The 20415-nt window shown below is 43.9% G+C and carries 20 protein-coding genes, 1 tRNA gene and 1 riboswitch; of the genes, 18 read left to right on the forward strand and 3 right to left on the reverse strand.

From position 1 onward, the window contains the following. Nucleotides 1-721: 721 nt before the first annotated feature. The 10 genes from ABIL00_00960 to ABIL00_01005 all read left to right on the forward strand — a co-directional run bounded on the left by ABIL00_00960 (nt 722) and on the right by ABIL00_01005 (nt 10155). Nucleotides 722-794, forward strand: a tRNA-Ala gene (locus ABIL00_00960). 7 nt (nt 795-801) lie between these two features. Continuing rightward, nucleotides 802-1977, forward strand: coding sequence for a tetratricopeptide repeat protein (locus ABIL00_00965; GenBank protein ID MEO0109336.1), 1176 nt, complete (start codon nt 802-804; stop codon nt 1975-1977). Then, nucleotides 1974-2501: an HNH endonuclease gene (locus ABIL00_00970; GenBank protein ID MEO0109337.1), complete on the forward strand. Its 528-nt coding sequence runs from the start codon at nt 1974-1976 to the stop codon at nt 2499-2501. The genes ABIL00_00965 and ABIL00_00970 overlap by 4 nt, the downstream gene beginning before the upstream one ends. A gap of 37 nt (nt 2502-2538) precedes the next feature. After that, complete coding sequence (locus ABIL00_00975; GenBank protein MEO0109338.1) at nt 2539-4092, forward strand: hypothetical protein; 1554 nt, start codon at nt 2539-2541, stop codon at nt 4090-4092. A gap of 1 nt (nt 4093) precedes the next feature. Further along, a complete protein-coding gene (locus tag ABIL00_00980) occupies nt 4094-4855 on the forward strand; it encodes an undecaprenyl-diphosphate phosphatase (GenBank protein ID MEO0109339.1) in 762 nt (253 codons plus the stop codon). Then, on the forward strand, nt 4852-5547 hold the full coding sequence (locus ABIL00_00985) for a DUF362 domain-containing protein (protein ID MEO0109340.1): 696 nt from the start codon (nt 4852-4854) through the stop codon (nt 5545-5547). Before ABIL00_00980 ends, ABIL00_00985 begins: the two co-directional genes overlap by 4 nt. After that, the gene (locus tag ABIL00_00990) at nt 5541-5903 is read left to right on the forward strand and encodes a 4Fe-4S binding protein (protein MEO0109341.1); all 363 of its coding nucleotides are present in this window, start codon (nt 5541-5543) and stop codon (nt 5901-5903) included. Before ABIL00_00985 ends, ABIL00_00990 begins: the two co-directional genes overlap by 7 nt. A 39-nt stretch (nt 5904-5942) precedes the next feature. Beyond that, nucleotides 5943-6239 (forward strand): hypothetical protein, encoded by a 297-nt coding sequence (locus tag ABIL00_00995; GenBank protein ID MEO0109342.1) that lies wholly within the window; start codon nt 5943-5945, stop codon nt 6237-6239. Beyond that, nucleotides 6236-7033 carry a hypothetical protein gene (locus ABIL00_01000; protein ID MEO0109343.1) on the forward strand — a complete coding sequence of 266 codons (798 nt, stop codon included), beginning with the start codon at nt 6236-6238 and terminating at the stop codon, nt 7031-7033. The genes ABIL00_00995 and ABIL00_01000 overlap by 4 nt, the downstream gene beginning before the upstream one ends. Beyond that, entirely contained in the window at nt 7030-10155 is a 3126-nt protein-coding gene (locus ABIL00_01005; GenBank protein MEO0109344.1) for a hypothetical protein, read from the forward strand. Before ABIL00_01000 ends, ABIL00_01005 begins: the two co-directional genes overlap by 4 nt. Here ABIL00_01005 and ABIL00_01010 read toward each other — a convergent pair. Continuing rightward, nucleotides 10145-11383, reverse strand: coding sequence for a M23 family metallopeptidase (locus ABIL00_01010; protein ID MEO0109345.1), 1239 nt, complete (start codon nt 11381-11383; stop codon nt 10145-10147). The genes ABIL00_01005 and ABIL00_01010 overlap by 11 nt on opposite strands. 244 nt (nt 11384-11627) lie before the next feature. On the opposite strand from ABIL00_01010, the gene ABIL00_01015 reads away from it, so the two are divergent. Further along, a complete protein-coding gene (locus tag ABIL00_01015) occupies nt 11628-12770 on the forward strand; it encodes a glycosyltransferase (GenBank protein ID MEO0109346.1) in 1143 nt (380 codons plus the stop codon). A gap of 1 nt (nt 12771) precedes the next feature. Further along, nucleotides 12772-13854: an NAD-dependent epimerase/dehydratase family protein gene (locus ABIL00_01020; protein ID MEO0109347.1), complete on the forward strand. Its 1083-nt coding sequence runs from the start codon at nt 12772-12774 to the stop codon at nt 13852-13854. 5 nt (nt 13855-13859) lie between these two features. Here ABIL00_01020 and ABIL00_01025 read toward each other — a convergent pair whose 3' ends face one another. Continuing rightward, nucleotides 13860-15839 (reverse strand): TonB-dependent receptor, encoded by a 1980-nt coding sequence (locus ABIL00_01025; GenBank protein ID MEO0109348.1) that lies wholly within the window; start codon nt 15837-15839, stop codon nt 13860-13862. A gap of 23 nt (nt 15840-15862) precedes the next feature. Further along, nucleotides 15863-16086: riboswitch (cobalamin riboswitch) on the reverse strand. A gap of 60 nt (nt 16087-16146) precedes the next feature. On the opposite strand from ABIL00_01025, the gene ABIL00_01030 reads away from it, so the two are divergent. From ABIL00_01030 to ABIL00_01040, 3 genes are all read left to right on the forward strand, one after another. After that, nucleotides 16147-16356 carry a hypothetical protein gene (locus ABIL00_01030; protein MEO0109349.1) on the forward strand — a complete coding sequence of 70 codons (210 nt, stop codon included), beginning with the start codon at nt 16147-16149 and terminating at the stop codon, nt 16354-16356. Nucleotides 16357-16568: 212 nt separating this feature from the next. Beyond that, nucleotides 16569-16724 carry a hypothetical protein gene (locus ABIL00_01035; protein MEO0109350.1) on the forward strand — a complete coding sequence of 52 codons (156 nt, stop codon included), beginning with the start codon at nt 16569-16571 and terminating at the stop codon, nt 16722-16724. Nucleotides 16725-16792: 68 nt separating this feature from the next. Next, nucleotides 16793-17077 (forward strand): hypothetical protein, encoded by a 285-nt coding sequence (locus ABIL00_01040; GenBank protein MEO0109351.1) that lies wholly within the window; start codon nt 16793-16795, stop codon nt 17075-17077. A gap of 673 nt (nt 17078-17750) precedes the next feature. Here the strand turns inward: ABIL00_01040 and ABIL00_01045 are convergent. Then, nucleotides 17751-18080: a hypothetical protein gene (locus ABIL00_01045; protein ID MEO0109352.1), complete on the reverse strand. Its 330-nt coding sequence runs from the start codon at nt 18078-18080 to the stop codon at nt 17751-17753. An 83-nt stretch (nt 18081-18163) separates the two neighbouring features. Here ABIL00_01045 and ABIL00_01050 point away from each other — a divergent pair, with 83 nt between their 5' ends. The 3 genes from ABIL00_01050 to ABIL00_01060 all read left to right on the forward strand — a co-directional run bounded on the left by ABIL00_01050 (nt 18164) and on the right by ABIL00_01060 (nt 20409). Beyond that, complete coding sequence (locus ABIL00_01050; GenBank protein ID MEO0109353.1) at nt 18164-18838, forward strand: hypothetical protein; 675 nt, start codon at nt 18164-18166, stop codon at nt 18836-18838. Beyond that, the gene (locus tag ABIL00_01055; GenBank protein MEO0109354.1) at nt 18838-19677 is read left to right on the forward strand and encodes a FlgD immunoglobulin-like domain containing protein; all 840 of its coding nucleotides are present in this window, start codon (nt 18838-18840) and stop codon (nt 19675-19677) included. The genes ABIL00_01050 and ABIL00_01055 overlap by 1 nt, the downstream gene beginning before the upstream one ends. A 111-nt stretch (nt 19678-19788) precedes the next feature. After that, complete coding sequence (locus ABIL00_01060) at nt 19789-20409, forward strand: DUF72 domain-containing protein (protein ID MEO0109355.1); 621 nt, start codon at nt 19789-19791, stop codon at nt 20407-20409. Nucleotides 20410-20415: the final 6 nt, after the last annotated feature.

The raw sequence follows: 20415 nt of genomic DNA on the forward strand, positions 1-20415 counted from the left end.
CACCATTTGTCGGACCAGAAGGGGTTAAAGGTTTATCGGGTGGAGTATTCTTCTTCTTACAACTAACCAATACCAGCCCAAAAATTAAGATGATGAAGAATAAGGTTAAAATCCGTCTCATAACCACCTCTTTCAAATCCGAGAGCAGCACTATGGTAAATATATTCTAACTTTCTTAAAAATTAACTAAAAATTTATTCATCGCTCTTTTGGGCGACCCAATGGCTCCATCAAAGAGACCTTTAACAGGAAAGGAAAGGAGAGAAGAGAGCAGCCTCTAAAACAGCCATTTGAAGAAACCTTTCTCCCGAGAAGGAATTGGGAAGGAAACTATGAGAGAAACCAGGGAAGAAATTGGGGAAAGAAACCCTATGGAAAATAGGGGAGAAATTAGGGGAGAAAATGCCCTTTTCTACCCCCCAGGGATGCCGTAGGGGGAACTGACCCCTATCTTTTAAGTCAAATGGCTCTAAGTCTTTGAAAATGAAAAACTTAAGCCAATTTTTCCCTTAATAAAAAGTTATCTGATCAGATAATTTTTTAGGAATTTATAAAATCCTTACGGATTAACTCCAAGAGATAAGAAAAGGATTTTGCCAAAGTTTTTTGAAAGCCCTTTGGATTATTCCCAAAACTGGGTCTTAGAGTGGTCATGGTCACTATTCACACTTGCAGTATTGACTTTTATTAGAATTTACTTAAACTATAAAAAGCGAAGTTTGGGGCCGTGGCGCAGTTGGGAGCGCGTTTGACTGGCAGTCAAAAGGTCACGGGTTCGAATCCCGTCGGCTCCATTAGAAGATGCGAGAAAGAGACTTCTTGACTTTATTTCTTAAAATTGGACTATTATCTATTTTCACCTGTGCTCCCACCCAGCAAACAGTAAAACCACCATCAAGAGAAGAGAGTGAGGAGAAGAGGCGTCTGGCGGAGCAGAATTATTCCCTGGGTGCCGAGTATTTCAAACAACGGGAATACGATAAGGCCTTAGAAAAATTCCTTTCGGCAATTGAACTTGATACCACATTTTATGAGGCATTCATCGCCGCCGGTAATGTCTATAAGATAAAAAGGGATTTTGGGGAAGCGGAACGTTATTTCCGACGGGCACTCTCCTTGGACCAAAGGAAGGTAAAAGGTTATGAGGCTTTAGCCGACCTTTACCTCTCCGCCAAAAGATACCAAGCCGCAGAAAGCCTCTACCTTACAGGGATCCAATTTGATTCCACATTTTCCGAACTTTATTTGGGGCTGGCCGAAATCTATAATGAGACCGGGGAAAAGAGAAAAGCCGACTCTCTTTATAAAAGAATGCTTTCCCTCTTTCCGGACGATCTCGGTATTTATCGCCTCTACGGCGATTTCCTTCTAAGGGAGGAGCGGTATAAAGAAGCACGGGAGATGTTTCGCCCCTGCTGCCAAAAATTTCCCGAATATGTGGAACTGAGAGAGAAGTATGCCGAAATACTCTTCAATTTAAAAGAATACGATAGTGCTTTAGCCCAACTCAATTTCATTTTGGAAAAGGAACCAGACAATTTGAGTGCCACCTTACGGCGGGCTGATGTTTATGCCCGGAAGGGAAATTTTAATAAAGCAAAGGAGGATTTAGCTAAGGCGAAGCGGTTAGCCCCAAATGATGCGCGGGTCTTTGTTCATAATGCCGATTTCTATCAAATGATTGGTGATTTAGCCAAAGGGGAGGAGGAGGTGAAGGCGGCTTTAAGAATTGACCCCAATTTGGATATTGCGCTCGTCGTCTACGGTGATATCCTAAAAACAAGGGCGGCGAGTGCCTATAAAGCAAAGAGAAAGGAAGATGCGTATTACCTCTATAAGGCGGCCTATTCCCAATACGAAAAGGTGCCCAGTAAGAGTCTTTATTATAGATATGCTTCCATAGAGATGAGCCGCTGTAAGACCTTTATGGACAAGATAAAGGAAGAGTTGTGGTTTGAAGGGAAAAAGATTGAATGAGAAGAGAGATGACTGATGGTAAATGGCAGAAGAAGGTTCTTTTGCTTAATCAGAATTTTGAACCGATCACCATCACAGGGGCGAGGAAGGCGATTTGCCTCTTATACCTAAAAAAGGCAGAATTGGTATCATCTTACGAAGGGATGAAGGTGAAAGGTGTTTCTACATCTTGGCCCTTACCTTCCATCCTTCGCCTCTGCCATTATGTTCGGGTGCGCCGGCGGGAGATACCGCTGACCAAAAGAAATATCTTCCGCCGTGACAATTACCAGTGTCAGTATTGCGGTCGGACCAATGTCGCCTTAACTACCGACCACATCATCCCCAAATCCTTAGGGGGTGAGGATACCTGGGAAAACTTAGTCACCGCCTGCACCGAATGTAATACCAAAAAGGGCGCTAAGACCTCTAAGGAATTTCCCTTAAAACTTATCCGCCGCCCCAAAAAACCTAACACTTTTACCTTCCTTTTACATTCCCTTTCCGAAATTCCTGAAGACTGGAAACCTTATCTCTTCCAGTAATATTGGAAGGAATTTGGCGCTTTTTACTTTTCTTTTCTTGAATGTAAGTGGTTTTTGGGTAGAGAAGGTCCAGATAAGAGGAAATCGGAATTTGCCGGAAGTGGCTAACCTCCAACTATTTTCCCGAAGCAAAGGAGAGATTTCCGATTCCCTCTTGGAATTAGACCGGAGGCATATCCTATCCTTCTATCAGGAGAATGGTTTTTGGGCTACTGAGGTCTCAGTTAAGAAGATAGAGCGGCGGGGGAAATTTGAGATCATTTTTGAGATTGAAGAAGGGAAAAGGATGAAGTATAAATGGTCGGGACGACCGGAAAGTTTACCCGTCCCGATTAAACTGGTTGTCAAAAAAGAAGAAGAGATAGAGGGGAATATCCATCGGTTATTAGAATATTATGCCAATCAGGGAAGACCTTTTGCCCAAATCAGTCCGAAAAATTTTCTCCAGAAGGAAGATACTATCTTTTATGACTTAGCCATCACGGAAGGGGAAGAGGTGATAATTAATAGTCTCTCATTCTCTGGGAATTTAACCAAAGAGGCGGTCTTAAAGAAGATGCTCTCCCTCCCTTTCCCTTTTCTCTTCTCCGAAAAGAAGATAAAGAGCCGGATGCGGAGATTGACCCAAGACCGGGATAGTCCGATAGAGTTTAAGGGGATGGAAATTCTCACCCCGGGTTATGGCTACACCCTATTAGTTCATATACAGGAGCCCATCCGGCAGGAATTGGGACTATTTTTCACTTATTTACCAAAAGAGAAGGAACCAGCAGGATTCTTCTCTCTTACCCTTCCTAACCTTTTCTATACCCGGCGCAAGTTAAAATTAGAATGGGAAAAATACCCCCGCTCCCTCCGTTATCACTTCTTTTATGCCGAACCCTTATTCCTTTTTACCCGACAGCTAAAAATCTCTTTCACCAATAAAACTTACGATACCTTAGAGGTGAAGAGTTCTCTGGAGGCAGGTTTTAACCTTTTCACCCCCCAAGATTTTCTCACCTTCTCCTTCCTCTTCGGCTCGGAAAGGGTTCGGGAAAAGAAAAGAAATGATATCCGATTCACCCATCTTGGCCAGGAGTTGGTTTGGGAGACCCGCGAGGGAATCCTGCCGAGAAGTGGTCAATATTTCTCCTTCTATTCTTATTTCGGGGAGAGAAGAGATTCTACTGCGAAAGGGATAAAAGGGGGGCTAAGATTAAAAGGAGAAATGATTTTTGACTTGAAAAGATTCTTTCCCCACTTCTCTTTCTGGGCGGAAGGGATTTTTGCGGAAACCCTCTTAGAAAGGGAGAAGACCTATCTTGGAGGGCGGGAACGATTGCGGGGTTTTAAGGAAGAAGAACTCCCCTCTTCTCTGATTTTCCTTTTGCGTCAGAATTGGAAACTTCCCTTAGGAAATAGTTTCTTTTACCCCTTTTTTGATTTCGGCGTGCGCGAGAAAGAGGGTGGTGCGGAATGGCGAGGTAGTTTCGGTTTCGGCTTAGAACTCCTTTTTCGGAAGACCTATTTTGAATTAATTTACGGCGTCCCCTTCCGCCAAAATCTCCTCACCGGCCGGATCCATCTCTTAATGAAAATTGGCATCTGAGATGAGAGAACTCTTTTTTCTTCTAATCACCGGCCTCGTTCAGGGTTTAACGGAATTTCTACCGGTCTCCTCCTCAGCCCATCTCGCCCTTTTGGAAGAGATTTTTACCTTTCCGGAAAACAAGCGCTTGAGTTACACTGTATTTTTACACCTCGGTACCCTCGGTGCCTTAATTCTCTTCTTCGGGAAAGACCTTTTGCTAAAAATAAAGAGGCGTGACTCCCCCTTCTTTCTGAAGATAATTTTGGCTTCGCTTCTTCTCTTTTTGGTCATCCCTTTTCGGAACTGGGTGGCGACCAGTTTCTCTCAAATCAAGGCGATTTCTACCTTCCTCCTCCTCACTGGCATTCTCCTCTTTGCCACTCGTTTTCGCCAAGGAACAAAAGAAGAGATCAGTTATCCGGCGGCTCTCCTTTGCGGATTCTTCCAACTCCTCTCTGTATTTCCCGGCATTTCCCGTTCCGGAGCGACAATCTCCATCCTTCTCCTTTTGGGGATTAAAGAAGAATGTGCTTATCAATTCTCTTTCCTTTTGGCAATTCCCGCGGTTACTTTTGCCAATCTTTATGAATTATCAAAAATTCTGCGGCAAAAGGACTTTCTTTTTCATCCTTTAATCCTTTTGGGGATCTTTTTATCTTTCCTGAGCGGTCTCTTCGCCCTTTATCTCCTAAAGAGGGTCTTAATAAAAAGACGTTTTTACCTCTTCTCTCTTTATCTCTTTGCCTTTGCCCTTTTTTCCCTTTTTGTCAGTAGACGATGAGTAAGGTAAAGATCTATCGGGCAAATTATCAAGACCTCCAAGAATTGATCCCTGTTATCTTTCGCGATTTCCCCTTTAATTTTAAGAATAAGAAGGTCTTCTTAAAACCGAATATGCTCTCCGCCCGGAAACCTGAGGAAGGGGTAACCACTCATCCCGAATTGGTGAGAGTCGTTGCTGAATATATTTTGGAGCAAGGAGGCGAATTGCTGGTGGGCGATAACCCAAGCCTTACGAGCGAAGGAAGCCAAAAGGAAGCCGGAGAAAAGACCGGATTGGCGAAGGCGAGTCTCGGTCATTTCTTAGATATCAGTCGCCATCCCCAGAAGGTAAGGGTTAAGGAATTGGGCGATTTGGCGGTCTCTTCCGAAATCCTCAATTGTGACATTTTAATCTCTTTACCCAAATTTAAAACCCATCCCTTGACCCTTTTAACCGGAGCGGTGAAGAATATGTACGGCATCTTAGTGGGTGAGGAGAAACCGCACCTTCACTATCAATTCCCCAACCCCACCGCCTTTTCCCAGATCCTCACTTTAATCTATGAGATAAGAAGACCAGATTTAATCATTCTGGATGGAATTGTGGCGATGGAGGGTTTCGGACCTTCTAATGGTGATCTCCGTTCCCTAAATCGGATAATTGTCAGCGGGATGGCTACGCCTGTGACTGGGTACTCGCCCGAATGGTAAAAAGAGACCCTGCCCGGATAAATTTTCTCTCCTGGGCGATGCGGAGGGGATTTTTTAATCCGAAGGCGATAGAAGTAGAGGGTGATTTTACGGAAATTGAGAAATTCCGACTCCCCTTAAAATTGGGAGACAGTCTCCCCTGGCGTTTAATCGTCAAATTAATCTACCACCCTTTCCGCTACAAAAGAGTGAGTATCATTAAGGAAAAATGTCGGCTCTGTGGAGCCTGCGAGAAGATTTGTCCAAAGGCGGCTTTAAGAATTGAGGGGAGAAAATTAAAATACGAAAAGGGAAGTTGTATCGCCTGTTTTTGTTGTCTGGAGGTTTGCCCGGAAGGAGCGATAAAGCCGAGTTAAAAGAGTTGACGAAGGGATAGGATGCTATAAAATTAAATTATGAGCCGCGGGTGCCTTTGGCAACTCCTCCTCGCCGGAATTATCCTCTTCCTTTTCATCTTTTTCTACTTTCGCTATTTTGAACCGAGGATAAAAAAGACCACCGAGGTCTTAAAAAGAATGGAAGAGGTAACCGGGGAGAGGCGGGAAAGAAGGAGGAAAAAGATTAAAGAGTTAAAAAGATGGGAAACCCCAAGGGAGACAACAGGAATCCCAGAAATTGACGAGTACCAGAAGATGTTAGAATCCGCTCGGAGAAAACTGCGGGGGTTGAGAAGGATGATGACCCCGAGATGAGAAAAGAGAACCCAAAAACCTCTTCCCTGAGCCTGCGCTTTTTAATCTTCGTTCTCCTCTTCCTTTTCTCCTGCCTTTTTCGTCTGGAGGTGAGGCAAGGAGGGGAAAGGGAAGGGATTGCCAATTTTACCTTAGATTGGGATGGAAAGGTCCTTCTCCTGATGGCGGATGGTGAATATCTATTAAAAGTTGACACAAACCTTCTCCCCTTGGAGACAATTCCCCTCCCCCAAAGAATCTTCAATCCGAATAAGGTCTTAGCCAACTTCTCCTATCTTTTTATCACCAATTCCCAAAATCTCTTCATCCTGGAAAGAAAGAGTGGCTCTTTTAAGAAGATCTATTCTGAAGGAGAGATTAGTGATTTTACCCTCTCTCCCTTTGGGGAGGTGGTCTTAGGGATAAAGAACGATAGGTGGTTGAAAAAAATTGACCGATTTTTCCGCCTCCAAAATTTCTCCCCTTCTCCCATCAACCCTTCCTTCCTCTCCCTTACCTACTTCGGCGATAATTTATACCTCTTGAACCAAAAGAAGGGAGAGATCCTATCTTACCGAATGGGTAACTTCCAGCCGCTCGCCTCCGGAGCGGAAATGATTGACTGCCGGTTCTCCCCTTATCAGGAAGGGAGGGAAATTTTTCTCTTCTCCCCAAAAGGGAAAATCCTTAAATTACAAAAGGAAGGGAAGATTTCTTTGGTCGGCAACTTTAATCCCCTCAAATCATTTTTTGCCCAGGGTGACTTCCTCTTCCTTCTCACCGATGATAGCCAAATCAAAAAAGTCAAAAGATGAGTTGGCAAAAAATCTTTCTCACCCTTCTCCTCTTTTTGTTTCTCTCCTCTTCCCCACTTCTCCGAAGGGAATACTATTTAGAATCCACTCCCCAGCCGGTAAAAAAGTTAAAGCTTTTAGATAATTTTATTGAACCGGGTTCCTTATCCCTCTTCATCGGCGATTCTCTTCTGCCGAAGGATCTTTACTCCCTGGACCTGAAGAAGGGCGAAGTCTATCTCTCTTGCTCCTTACCCCCAGGGGTACCAATTAAAGTCTCCTATTTTTACTTTCCCTTCAAAAGACTAAAACCGGAGTACCTCCGCTACGAGTTAAAAGAAGAAGAGGAGACAATCCCTCATCCCGCGAAAGGAGAGGTGAGTCGGTTTAAGGATAATGACACCTCTTTTTCCGGGGATGGTGAGGAGATCCACCTTCAGGGATCAAAGTTGCTGGGCTTTAACTACTCCAATGAGGGTTTTGCCTTAGAACAGGCGACCGATGTCAAACTTAGCGGGAAGGCAGGGGATTTTGAGTTGGAACTTTTCCTTCAAGATAAGAATCTTCCCCGCTTTGGTGAGGAGCAGACATTGGAACTGAGGGAACTGGAGGGAGTTTCTTTAACTATAAGTCGCTTTCCTTACCGGTTTACCTTTGGCGATCTTCTCCACCTTTCCCCTTTTGGGAATTTCGGGCAGGTGAGGAGAAAAGGACAAGGGTTAAAGTTAGAGGGCAATCCCGAGGGGGGTAAGTTTTTCTTCGCCTATCTTAAACCGAAGAATAAGTTTGGGGTGGTTGAATTTTCAGGGGAAGATGGGAAAAAAGGACCTTACCTTTTAACTGCCGAGGGGAAAAGGGTGGTCGTGATCACTGGAAGTGAAGAGGTTTATCTCAACGGTGAGAAAAAGAGAAGGGGCGAAAGAGAAGACTACACAATTAATTACGCCACAGGAGAATTGACCTTCACCAATCGGGTTTTGATTAATTCCCAATCCCGAGTTGAGGTGCGGTTTTTATACCAAGCCGAAGATTACGAAAGGGACGGTTACTCCCTTTATGGTGAGAAGAATCTCTTTGGAGGCTATCTCAAAGGATTTTTCTCTAATCTCTTAGAAAAGGATGATAAAACCAATAATCTCCTTTTCCCCTTAAGCCCTGAAGAGAGAAGGTATTTAGCAACGATTGGGGACGATACAAGCAAAGCCTTCCTCCCCTCGGAACGCTACGTGGGGAAAAATAAGGGAGATTACAAAAAGGAGAACGGGGTCTTCGTCTATTGCGGAAAAGATTCTGGTGATTACGAGGTGACCTTCCTCTTTGTTGGAGAGGGTAAGGGAGAATATATCTATGACAACGAAATAAATGGCTATCGGTATCTCGGTCCGGGTTTAGGCCAATGGACACCAAAAAAGAAAATTACCCTCCCCCAAGAAAGAATTGTTTCCTCTTTAGGCATTGCCCTTTTCCCTTCTTCTCCCTTTAACCTCTCTGCTCAAGGAATCTGGTTAAAGGAAGACCGGAATACCTTTTCCCAAGAAGATGACGGGGATAACTTGGGGCTGGGTTATAACATTTTGGCGCAATGGGAAAAGGAGAAAATCTCTCTTGCCCTCCAGAGGGAGGGCTACCTAAAAAATTATCACCTCTTAGAAGAGGAAAACCAAGATTTCTTCTACACCTGGGGGGTAAGGAGGGATTCGGTAAAAGGGTTAACTCAACTCTTTGGTAAATTTTCCCCTTTTCCTTTTTTCCGCTGGGATTGGACCGGAGGCCTCTCGGAAAAAGGAAAAAACTTTAAAAGAAGGTTTTCTTCCTCTTTTCAACTCTTCTTCTTCGCGGGGGGAATAGAATATTTGGCTGAGAGGAAAAAATTTAACTTCTCCCTAAGACCAAAAATTTCCTTCCTTCAACCAACCTTCTCTTTCCAAAGCGAAAGATACGACACCTCTCTCATTTCCACTTCTGAACCGAATCTTATCTTAACCTTCCCCCAAACCGAACTGGACTTCGGCTGGGAGGAAATCCAATGGCGAAAGCGAGAAGGAAACTTCTGGACCTTGGCAAAAAGGCAAAGGAGATTAAAAGGGGGAGGGAATTTTTCCTTCAAGTTTTTACATCTTTCCCTTCTCCTTGGGCAAGAAAGGATGAGGAATTTCCAAATTGGGGGGGAGAGAAGACAATTTTTCGCCGAGGGGGAGATCTCCTTTCCCGATTTCTCCTTCCTGAAGGGCAATTGGGAGGGGAAGATTCTCCACAAAGGAATAGAGGAAAAAGAAGTCCAATACCTCAAGGTAGAAGAAGGCAGGGGAGATTACAAGAAAGACCCCAATACCGGAAATTACTTCTATCATCCGAAAGGAGATTACATTCGGGTCTTTATCCCGACCGGGAAGATCATCCCGGCCCGAGAGTTTAACTTAAACTCCTACCTTTTTCTTCAACCCCACAAAAAGATCTCTGCGGAACTCAATCTCACCCGTACGGAAGCGGTATCGGAAGCGAACGAATCCCATTCCGAAAATGAGAATTACCTCTTAAATCTCACTTACTATCCCCTTTCCCATCTCCATCTCCGTTTGGGGAAAAATTATAACTCCTTTTCCGACCAGAATCTCACCCTAGAAGGGGAAAGAGAAATCATTGATAAAAATTCCTTCACCATAGAAAATGACTTTGGAGAAAATTGGCGGGTTGCACCCGGTGTTGAGATAAACCGGCAAGAAAAGGAAAGAAATACTTTAACCCGCCGGTCATTAGAGAAAAAGGGAAAGGTTGCCATCTTTTTTGGCTTCCCCTTAGATATAGAATTGAATTTTGCCTTAGGAGAAATTTTCATCCAGGATTTTTCTCCCTCCGATTCCTTCAAAATTATAAAGGGAGAATGGGGACTCGCCCGCTCCCTTACTCTCTTTGATAAAGTTGGGGTAAATCTCACCTTTGACCTCACCCATCGGAAAAGTGAGGATAACCTTCCCTACGACTTACTCCTCACGGAACCAATCGGTTGGACCTACGGCGCAGGGATAGAGATAAACTCTAATCCCAAGAAAAACCTCAACCTTTCTTTTCAATACCAAATAAGAAAAGACCCGATAGAGAAACTTGACCAAATCCTTAACGGGAGTGCCCGAATTAATTTTTAATTTTAGTGGTTTCGCCCAAAGAAGAGAGGATTTGACAGAGGGAATCGGTATGGGCTTGGAATTGTGCCATTAACTCCGGTGGGACCGGAGAAGAAGGGGGAGAGGCAATTTTTAAGGGGTTAACCCAAGAGCCATCTTTTAAAACCTCAAAATGGAGATGGGGGCCCGTGGCTAAACCACTACTCCCCACATAACCGATCACTTCTCCTTGCTTTACCCTTCTTCCTACCCTAATTCCTTTTTTAATGCGCAAGAGATGTCCATATTTGGTAATGTAACTATTGGGATGGCGAATAACCACCAATCGGCCGTAGCCACCGCACCAACCAGCAAAAGTCACCACCCCATCTCCTAAAGCCGAGACCGGTGTGCCGGTGGGCGCGCAATAGTCAACCCCCCGGTGGGGTCGAATAATTTTTAAGATCGGGTGGCGGCGCGCCCGGGAGAAATAGGAAGAGATGTGAGAAAACCTTAATGGTGATTTGAGAAACGCCCTTCTTAGGGCTCTCCCTTTTAGGTCATAATACTCACCCCCAAATTTCACGCCAAAGTAATTCCCTACCTGCCCCTTAAAAATTGCCAACCACAAATCGCCGTAACTAAAAAATTGGTCGCCCCCATAGACCTTTTCGGTAAGGATAATAAAAGAATCACCGGTTGAGACCTCCGTCCAAAAATCAATATCCCACTCTAAGATCTCAGCAAACCTCACCGCCAGTTCTGGCTTCTCACCAATTTTTAGAACCGACTCGTAAAGAGAAGAGGTGACGGCGCCCCTTACCACCTCCAAACGAGATTCCCGCTTCTTGTAGACCATCGCCGACCGGAGGGGAGAGAGATAGACCCGAAAGGTTCTTAAAAAATCCTTCCGGTAATCAACCGAAAGGATTTGGGAGTCTCTTTGGTAAAAGAGAAGGGTTTCCCCTTCCTTTAAGGTGAAGAAGTTCAATCCACTTTCTCTTAAACCCTTTCGGATTAATTCCCGCTCCTGTTGGGAAAGGATACTCACTTTCTGTAAAATATTATCAATCGTCTCATTCTTTTTTAAACCATACCTTAGGGTATCAACCCGCAGAAAAATAGTTTCCTTCTCTAAATCCTTTAACACCTTCTCCCGCTCTCTTATCTTCTTGCCAATCCTCAATAAAAGAAAACCCAGAAATAGAAGAAGAAGAAACCAAAAGGCGAGATAAATTCTTTTACCACCCATAGTTGGGAATTTATCCATTTTTCATTCCTTGTCAAGGTATGAAATTCCCAACCGGAATGTTGACATTAGAAAAAGTTTGATTAATTTTTAACCTGTATGAATCCTTGCGCAGGGAGAAGACTTTTGGGAAATGGGGCTTAGAATTAGAAAGAGAAGATTCGGAAAAGGTCTGGTTGTCAGAAGAGATAAGAGGCTGGAGAAGGCTTTAAGGATTTGAAGATGCTCCTTTTTGGAATTTTCCAAAAGAGATTTAACCCTTAGAATGGAGAAGATCGTTTGGATTTTATACTGCTCCCAAAAGGGAGGACATCGTTATCCCGCTGAGGCATTGTCTTCTGCCTTTAAAAACCTTGAACAATATCAATTGGTAGCGAAGGTATTTAACCTTCTCTCCTTCTCCCCTTTATCTTCCTTTATAAGCGAAATTAGCCGCTACGGGGATTTAAAATTCCGTTCCCTCTGGCGGGCGGGATATAAAAATCTAGAAAGGAGAAATCCCCTTTTCATCGGTATCTGGCAATGGCTTTCCGCTCTCCTCTTTTCTTTGGATGGCGTAAAAGGGAAACTCCTTAGGAAAGGTGGCTTGCCCAGTCTGATCATCTCTCTCCAACCAGAAATTAATGTCCTCGCTTCTCTTTTCAAAGGTTGGTTTGGTTGCCCTTTTCATACCGTAATAATTGACTTGGCTCTCCATGGTCTATGGGTGAATAAAGAGATTAACCACTACTACCTATTTCACGACCGGCTCCTTAGTGAGGCTAAAATTCTTGGGGTAAGTGAAGAAAAGGTTACGATTTCCGGAATCCCCCTGAGACCCGATTTCGCCTCCATCCGGAAGAAACCGATCTCGGAGGTGAGGAGGAACCTCTCTCTCCCTGAAGACCTACCGACTATCCTTTTACTCGCGGGCCTTTTGGGGGAGATGGTTAAATTTGAGGAGATAATTAAAGAGATCTCCTCCTTACCCATTCCCATCCAACTTCTCATCGTCTGCGGAAAGAATGAGAAGGCAAAAAGGCATTTAGCACAATTTAACTTTAAGAATCCAACTTATCTCTACGGCGAAGTTTCTAATATGGCGGAGATGATGTGGGCAAGTGATCTGGTGATCTCCAAACCGGGTTCGGTAACGATGAGTGAATGTTTAGCCTTAGGGAAACCGATGATTGTCCTCACCCCCAAAGCGGGTTCGGCTCAGGAATTACGTTTTGCCAACTTCTTAGAAGAAGTGGGTGCGGGCATTTGGGTGAAAAGAATAAAAGAGTTACCGGCGGTGATTAAAGAAATTCTCTCTTCTCCAGAGGCCTACTCCCGGATGAAAGAAAATGCAGAAAGAGTAGGTCTTTTAAACTTAACCGCCTCCCAAACTATCGCCCAAAGTATCAGAAAGACCTTGGGGGGGTGAAATGAGAGGTGTCGGTTTAATTACCGGTTCTTGCGGCTTAGTGGGCTCGGAGGCGGTTTCTTTCTTCATTGGGAAAGGTTTTGACATTGTGGGCATTGATAATGACCTCCGCTCCTATTTCTTTGGTCAAGAGGCCTCAACCTCCTGGCAAAAAGAGAATTTGAAAAGACATTACCCCTCTCACTATCGCCATTACGATTTGGACATCCGAGATTTTGAAGGGTTAGCCAAAATCTTTAGGGAGTATAAATTTGACCTTATCATCCATACCGCCGCCCAACCTTCTCACGATTGGGCAGCAAAAGAACCGATTACCGATTTCACCGTGAATGCCAATGGCACCTTAAACCTTTTAGAACTGACAAGAAAATATTCTCCGGATGCAGTCTTCATCTTCACCTCCACCAATAAGGTCTATGGCGATCGACCAAACCAATTGCCTCTGATTGAATTGCCATCCCGCTATGAGATAGAGAAAGAGCATAGATATTATGAAGGGATTGATGAGACGATGCCCATTGATGATTGCCTCCATTCCCTCTTCGGTGCCTCCAAGGTGGCAGCCGATATCTTAGTTCAGGAATACGGCCGATACTTCCATATGAAGACCGTCTCCTTCCGGGGTGGCTGCCTCACAGGACCGGCTCATTCCGGTACCCGCCTCCACGGTTTTCTATCCTATTTAGTACGCTGTGCCATAACCGGCATCACCTATCATATCTACGGCTATAAAGGAAAACAGGTGCGGGACAATATCCACTCCTATGATCTGGTCAACGCCTTCTACCATTTCTTCTTAAATCCCAAAGAGGGTGCGGTCTATAATATCGGAGGTGGTCGTTTTGCCAACTGCTCCATCTTAGAGGCGATACAATTGATTGAAGAGATTACAAATAAGAAGGTGAATTATCTTTACGAAGAACCGCCCCGCAGGGGAGACCACATTTGGTACATAAGTGATGTCCGAAAGTTTAAAAAAGACTATCCCCAATGGACTTATACCAAAGACCTGCGCGCCATCATTCAAGAAATTTATGAGGAGCAAAAGAAATTACCCTTACAAGAGTTGATGTCTCAGAGTTAACCTGTTCAATCTTTAAGCCTTAAGCCAAAGAAAATGGTCCGGCCGGGTCGGGGATAGTCGCGGTCGGAAATCGTATTGCCAAAGGCTTCCGCATAAGTCACATCAAAAAGGTTTTCTGCCTTAAAGGCAAATACTAACCGGCTTATCAATCTCCTCTCCAAGCGAAGGCCAAGAGTGAAATAACTCGGTAGCCGCTTCCTTTTCATATAGACCTTAGGAAAACTATCATAAGCGGGGTAGTAATTGACCTTATCACCAACAAAATTCCCTTCCAAATGAAGAAGGGTATGGGTATCTCGGAAGAGAAGGGAAGGGGAAAGCTTAAATGAGGGGAGAAATGCCGCCCGTCGCTTTATTTCGGCAAAGGAATCCCAATAGACCATCTCCTTCCGCAATTGGGTCGCCTTTTTCCAATCGCCAGAAAGAGAGAAGAGAATATTATGGGAAATTAGCCATTTCCCTTCCCATTCTAAACCGAAAACTTCCTGCTGGTCAACATTGGTTGGCCGCCAAAAGCCAGCGGTATCGGGAAACCAGGCGATTAAGTCCTTCGTCTTTCGGTAAAAGAAAGTTAGAGAAACGGGATTAATATCAAAACCTGACTGGAAAGTCCAACCCACCTCCGGTTTTAAGGAGAGATTACCACTTCTGGGCCAATATAAGTCGTTAAAGGTTGGCGCTCGAAATGCCCGAGCGAGATGAAAACGAAACTTACCGGAGGGAAGCGGGTAGGTGATACCGAAACTGGGACTAAAAAAGCCACAAAAGACCTTATCCCAGTCGTAACGAAAAGAGGAAAAGAGGGAAGGTTTTTCCCAAAAATTACCTTCCAGAAAGAGACCGACCCTTTCCCCCTTTGGGTTATACATAGTATCCTTATAGGAGTAAGTTCCTAAATCATAAAAGTAGGAATGGCTCTTAAAATCGTCCCTCTTAAAATCAATACCTCCGGCAATTTGGAGCGGCATCTCTTCTGGTGCCAGAGTGGAAGTCAGATTTCCGCCGTAGGTCTTTATCCAATAGGTATCTTGATAAATCGCCGTATCCGTTGAGAACTGGTCAACCCATTGGTAACGAGTGCGATTGGCATTAAAGAAGGGTGAAAATTTGATTTTAAGGTTAGAGGAAGGCGCAAAACTGATCTCACCACCAATTCGGTATTGGTTATCCCTTTGCCGGTCATAGATTGAGGAAGCGGTAGAATCGCCATACCTCGGAATTGTCTCCCGTGGTGGCTTCGGCCCACAGATTCCCATCTCCTTCTCTTCGTAATTAAAGTTTAATCGGAGGTTTTCTAAGTGAGCGAGAGAGAAACTTCCTCCTAAGGTACTGGCATCTTCATTTGACCGAACACCTTTGGTCTTCTCCCGGTGGAGAGAGAAAAGGAAGCCGGTTCTATCATCCCCATTGATACCAGAAGTGAAATTAAATAGGTAAGTGTTAAAAGATGGACGGAGAGAATTAGAAAAGATATTGCCCCCACTCAACTCCCCCAAGATATTCAATCTCCTGGGTTTTAAGTGATAAGGACTCTTCGTGATAAAATTGACCACTCCCCCTAAGGCATTTGCTCCATAAAGACTGGAAGCCCCTCCTTTTAAGATTTCTATCCTCTTTAGATTATCCGTGGGAATTAGCCCCAAGTCAGGAGTTCCGGTGGCTGGGGAATAGAAGGGGATACCATCAACCAAAACCAATACCTGTTGACTGGTGGAACCAAGGAGAGAAAGGGAAGAGAGACCCTTAAGGAAGGTATAATTCCGAAAATCAATCCCTTCTATACCGGAGAAGATACCTGACAAATCACCAAATCCCTTTAATCGGATAACCTCTTCGGAAATGATGTTAACCGCTACCGGTAACTTCTCAATCTGGCTAGTGACCCGAGAGGCGGTGATGAAGATTGTATCAACCGTGTAGGTTTGAGCGAGTAAAGATAAGGGTATAATCTCTAAGATAAAGAATGTGATTTTTTTTGGTAACATAATTCCTCCTTTCCTCGCCAAGAGGAATTAAGAAAGTGGTAAAGAGGTCTCCTGGCTTGCGGGTCATCCTACTCTCCCCACCTTCCCATCCCGCAGATATTATGGGCGGGATAGTGGTATTAAGGGGATTTCGTCGCCGCTCACAGTGGGCAGGACCGCGCGGGATTTCCACCCGCTTCCCTAATCCCGATGGGATATTTATCGGGACTCCCCTTAAAGAGAGGACCTTTACCACCATCCTTTCATTATAAAAAGTTGGGGGGGGAAGTCAAGTAAAGTAATTCTCTTGGTTATTTGGAAGAAGATTTTGGCTAAAATAAAAGACTGCCCAAGAGATGCAATGCCCAAAAATACTATCTACCTCGCCTTAACTAAAGAAAAAGAGAATGACCTAAACGATAAAACAACAAAGATGTGGTTTCTAAAGTCCAATTTTTGGCTTGGTCTTGTGGTGAGGTATTTGGGGAGATGGCAGTCTGGTGGTTGCGTCTCTTTGGTTTTAGGAAAAAGGTTGTGATTTGGTCAGACGGTGGTTTGAGATTTTGATACTTCTCAACCTGGGGCTTAGGACCTCTTAAAACCTTTCAGGATCATCTTGACCATGAGCAAATCTTTATTAAGGTTTTTCCCTTTTTGGGTGTTATATTATATGGAGGCAAATATGGGAGTGAGAGATGCCTTAAACAGGATTAAGGTTGCTCCCTTTGGCATTATTTTACCGGAGGAGTTATGAGAATAAAGATAAAGAAGAAAGACCCGATTAAGAGGTTTGGAGATATACCACCAAAGATTTGGCTTTCAATTTCCCAAAGCGACCGAGCAGAAAATAAAGGTCTAATAAAGGAGGTCTTATTGGCAATCACGGAGGTCCTCCAAAATAACTAATCCCAAAAGGGAAAATCCAAAGGAGAGAGGATGAAAGGTAAGAAAGGAGGGTTTTATCTTTATAAAAAGTGGGGGGCGATATAGGGAGCGGTATCGGGGATCTAATAGGGGGCGTAAGGGAAGGTCTAAGGGAGGGTGTAATCCTGGATTTAATGGAGGGTCTAAGAGAGGGTTTAATGGCGGATATAATAGAGGGTGTAATTGGGGGTCTAACCGAGAGTCTAATAGGGGGTGTAATCCCGAGCCGTATCGGGAAGGTAAGGGAGGGTTTAACTGGGGATATAATTGGGAGAGACTTCCCAATAAAAGGTGGGTGCCACCAAAATCAGCACCCGCCAAAGGGTACACCATGAGTATTTTTCTTAAAATCTCTAAAAAATCAAGGGTTAAAAGAAACCGCCGAGAGCAAAAGAGAAGACGGAGGCTCCTTCAAAAAAATAGGCTCTGGCTAAAAAGTATCCTTGACGAGGTAGTGAGGAACGAGCTAAGGGATCAATTGAGGAAACCTCCGTTGGTGAGTTCCGAGGCATTCAGTTAATGCTTAAAAGGAAACCTCGGTGGCGGATAGATTATCCGGAGTTAGTGGTGGAGGTATGAGAGGGGTGAGTGCTGTCTCTGTTTGGCTATAATCTTTCTAATTAACCCCTTATTTATTATTCCAATTAGTCTCTCAATTAGACCTTCGTTTATTATCCCAATTAGAGCCCTTATTAGACCTCCGGTTAGATTCCTAATTACCCAGCCAATTATTATCTCTATCAGTCCTTATATTATAGTTCCAATTAGAAGTTCTATTATTCCCTTAATTAAACTTTCTATTAGGCCTCTTATTAAACCTATATTTAGACCCCCGATACCATCCCCTGTATGCTACACCCCTTTTTATAAAAATAAATCCCTCCCTTTCTTTTGGAAACCAACCCTTATCCGCTTTTTAGTTTACTCTAATTATAAACTAATACTTAAAATTTGTCAACCTATCTCATAATGATAATCTTCCTTACCGCCTTAATTTTTTCTCCATCTCTAACTTCGGAGGATTCTCATAACGCCTTCCCCTTCGCCTGTGTGGAAGGGAGGAGAGTTGGTATACCCTAAGGGAGCTACCGAAGGGTTGTTTGTGGTGAAACTGCAAATTACAACAGCAGTATCCGAATAGCCGCCGACAACCGGGCAATAATAATGGTTCCATCCTGATGTTTCAGTTGGACGGGCAAAACCAAGGTTTGTGTGGGGAGAGCGAAAGGTTACCGAATAGGAAGAATCCCGAACTGGATTACCTATATTATCGGTCAGTTTGCCTTGATAGTTTAAGAGGAGGGGAATAGAGATAAGGAAATCTATATTATTTGTCAAAGTCTTCTTTTGGTGATTCGGTTTTCCCCTTAACTTATCCTTGAAATTGAGAAGATATTAATTATAATTACTTAGGAGGATTTATGAGTTTTATTCTCTTTGTCTCTTTCCTTTTTAATCTTGGCCAATGGGTCAGTTATTGTAATGAATATCCTGACCTCTTTGTCTTTTACGGGCCGGAGAAAGCGATGCTCATTAACCCAAGTGACTTTGGTATCACTTATCCCTTAACGATTGAATCCTTACGCACCCGGTTTTACAGTTCCATGGGTGGTTTTACCGACTCCGCCTTCGTTTATAAGATTTATGCTGGGGATGGTCAAACCTTGCTTTTTGAATCGGAAACCCTTATCGCCCTTCGCCCGCCCCAACATTTCCGGTATGCTTTAAGAAATCCCGTAGTCATTGAAAGTGGTAACTTCTATGTGGCGATTGCCAGCCGGACCTATCGCGAACCCTTTGGTTATCCCTTCATCGCTACAGATGATAATTCAACTCCCCAAAAGAGTTTCTATGGTCTGCCGGGTCGCTGGACTTTATCCGACTACGGGGAGTACTTTATCTTCGCCTTTGTCAGTTGGACGCCAACTGGTGAAAAGGAGAGAAAAGGAGAATGGATTGGTGGAAAAAGAGGGAACGAAAGGATTAAGAAAATCTACAATGTGAAGGGAGAATTACTAACCGAAAGTAAAAAACTTCCCCCCGGGGTCTATTTCTTGAAGACCGGGGATAAGGTGAGGAAGGTGATAAAGTTATGATGAAAAGGGTAAAAGTAGTAAAGAGGAAACTTTGGTGCCGCTTCCCTGTCGGAGGGATATTTTTCGTCTTTTTCCTATCCTTCTCTTGGGCGGAAAATATTCTTCCCAACCCCAGTTTTGAAATCTGGCTTGATACGATTGGCATCCATATGCCTTTTGGTTGGTTAACGAGTGAACTTATCCGCTCCGGTTCCGCAATAAAATCTACCTCGGCCCGCACCGGTCAATTCTGTGTCAATCTCTTGGCTTCCGATACCATCGCCTTCGTTACCACCACCGCCCTTGTTCGGCCCGGAGCGAGTTATCTCTTCTCTGGTTGGGCAAAGACCCAAAATCCCCTACCCGGTTCCTTCACCCTTCAGTTCTTAACCATTTTGGGAAATCCAATTGGTAACCCAATCCTTTTGCCGGTCTATTTCTCAACCAACTACCGGGAATATAGAACTTGGGTGACCGCACCCGAAAGCGCCTTCTTTTTAGTTTGCGCTCTAATCACTGCCCCCAATACCAATACCTTCGTTGACGATGTCACCCTTGATGACACATCCTACCTCGCAATTACCGAAGGGAAGAAAAACTTTTCTCTTTTGCCCCTACTCTTTTCCTCCTCCAGCCTAAAATTCTCCTTAGAGAAAGGAGAAAATGTCTCCCTAGCGATTTATAACCTATTAGGAGAAGAGATAAGAAGGGTAGAATTTGGCTTTTTGCCTCCTGGTTCCTATCAGTGGCAATGGGATAAAAAGGATAATAAAGGGAAGAAAGTGTCCGCCGGCATTTATCTATTAAGACTTTTCACCAAAGAGAGAAGTTGGACCGGGAAAATCTACTTGCCCGAGTAAAAGGATAATTCAAGGAGGCGAAGAATTAAAAGGATATTTATCGGCACTTCGGGTTGGCTTTATCCCTGGAACGAGGAAGGAACTTTTGATTGGTATCTTTTTAATTCCGGTTTGAATGCGATTGAATTGAACGCCTCTTTTTATCGCTTCCCCTTTCCCAACCAGATTAAATCCTGGGCTAAAAAAGGGAGAAAGATTCGTTGGGTAATAAAGGTAAATCGTTTAATCACCCACACCTTCAAATTGGGTGAGAGGGCAAAAGATACTTTTCTCCGCTTCCGAAACCTATTTTCCATAATGGATGAGATGATTGACTTCTACCTCTTCCAACTACCACCCAACTTCTCCCCGAAGATGAAAGAGAGGTTAGAAGATTTTTTTGATTGGGCTAATCTCAAAAAGCGTTTTGCCTTAGAAGTGAGGCATAGCGCTTGGTTTGCCCAAGAAAATTACTCTTGGGCAAAAAATAAAGGTATCACCTGGGTCTCTCTTGATTCCCCGGATTTCCCAAGGGAGATAATAAAGACAACCGATACGGTCTATTTAAGAATCCACGGCCGGAGTGGTTGGTATAGCCACGATTATTCCGATAAAGAATTAAAAGAGATGGCGAAAAAGATTATTTCCGTTAAGCCGAAATTGGTCTATATCTTCTTTAATAATGACCAGGCGATGCTTAAAAATGCCCAGAGGATGAAAGAGATTCTTGTTAAGAGTTCGTTGACAGACTAATTTTAG

The organism is candidate division WOR-3 bacterium, from assembly GCA_039801905.1.
In the GTDB taxonomy this organism is placed as follows: Bacteria; Hydrothermota; Tepidihabitantia; order Tepidihabitantales; family JBDRVQ01; genus JBDRVQ01.

Coding starts and splice junctions, on each gene's coding strand:
- ABIL00_00970 (MEO0109337.1), top strand. CDS start 1,974: ATGAGAAGAGAGATGACTGATGGTAAATGGCAGAAGAAGGTTCTTTTG.
- ABIL00_00965 (MEO0109336.1), top strand. CDS start 802: ATGCGAGAAAGAGACTTCTTGACTTTATTTCTTAAAATTGGACTATTA.
- ABIL00_01005 (MEO0109344.1), top strand. CDS start 7,030: ATGAGTTGGCAAAAAATCTTTCTCACCCTTCTCCTCTTTTTGTTTCTC.
- ABIL00_00985 (MEO0109340.1), top strand. CDS start 4,852: ATGAGTAAGGTAAAGATCTATCGGGCAAATTATCAAGACCTCCAAGAA.
- ABIL00_01015 (MEO0109346.1), top strand. CDS start 11,628: ATGGAGAAGATCGTTTGGATTTTATACTGCTCCCAAAAGGGAGGACAT.
- ABIL00_01055 (MEO0109354.1), top strand. CDS start 18,838: ATGAAAAGGGTAAAAGTAGTAAAGAGGAAACTTTGGTGCCGCTTCCCT.
- ABIL00_01050 (MEO0109353.1), top strand. CDS start 18,164: ATGAGTTTTATTCTCTTTGTCTCTTTCCTTTTTAATCTTGGCCAATGG.
- ABIL00_00995 (MEO0109342.1), top strand. CDS start 5,943: ATGAGCCGCGGGTGCCTTTGGCAACTCCTCCTCGCCGGAATTATCCTC.
- ABIL00_01000 (MEO0109343.1), top strand. CDS start 6,236: ATGAGAAAAGAGAACCCAAAAACCTCTTCCCTGAGCCTGCGCTTTTTA.
- ABIL00_01010 (MEO0109345.1), bottom strand. CDS start 11,383: ATGGATAAATTCCCAACTATGGGTGGTAAAAGAATTTATCTCGCCTTT.
- ABIL00_01035 (MEO0109350.1), top strand. CDS start 16,569: ATGAGAATAAAGATAAAGAAGAAAGACCCGATTAAGAGGTTTGGAGAT.
- ABIL00_01025 (MEO0109348.1), bottom strand. CDS start 15,839: ATGTTACCAAAAAAAATCACATTCTTTATCTTAGAGATTATACCCTTA.
- ABIL00_00990 (MEO0109341.1), top strand. CDS start 5,541: ATGGTAAAAAGAGACCCTGCCCGGATAAATTTTCTCTCCTGGGCGATG.
- ABIL00_00980 (MEO0109339.1), top strand. CDS start 4,094: ATGAGAGAACTCTTTTTTCTTCTAATCACCGGCCTCGTTCAGGGTTTA.
- ABIL00_01020 (MEO0109347.1), top strand. CDS start 12,772: ATGAGAGGTGTCGGTTTAATTACCGGTTCTTGCGGCTTAGTGGGCTCG.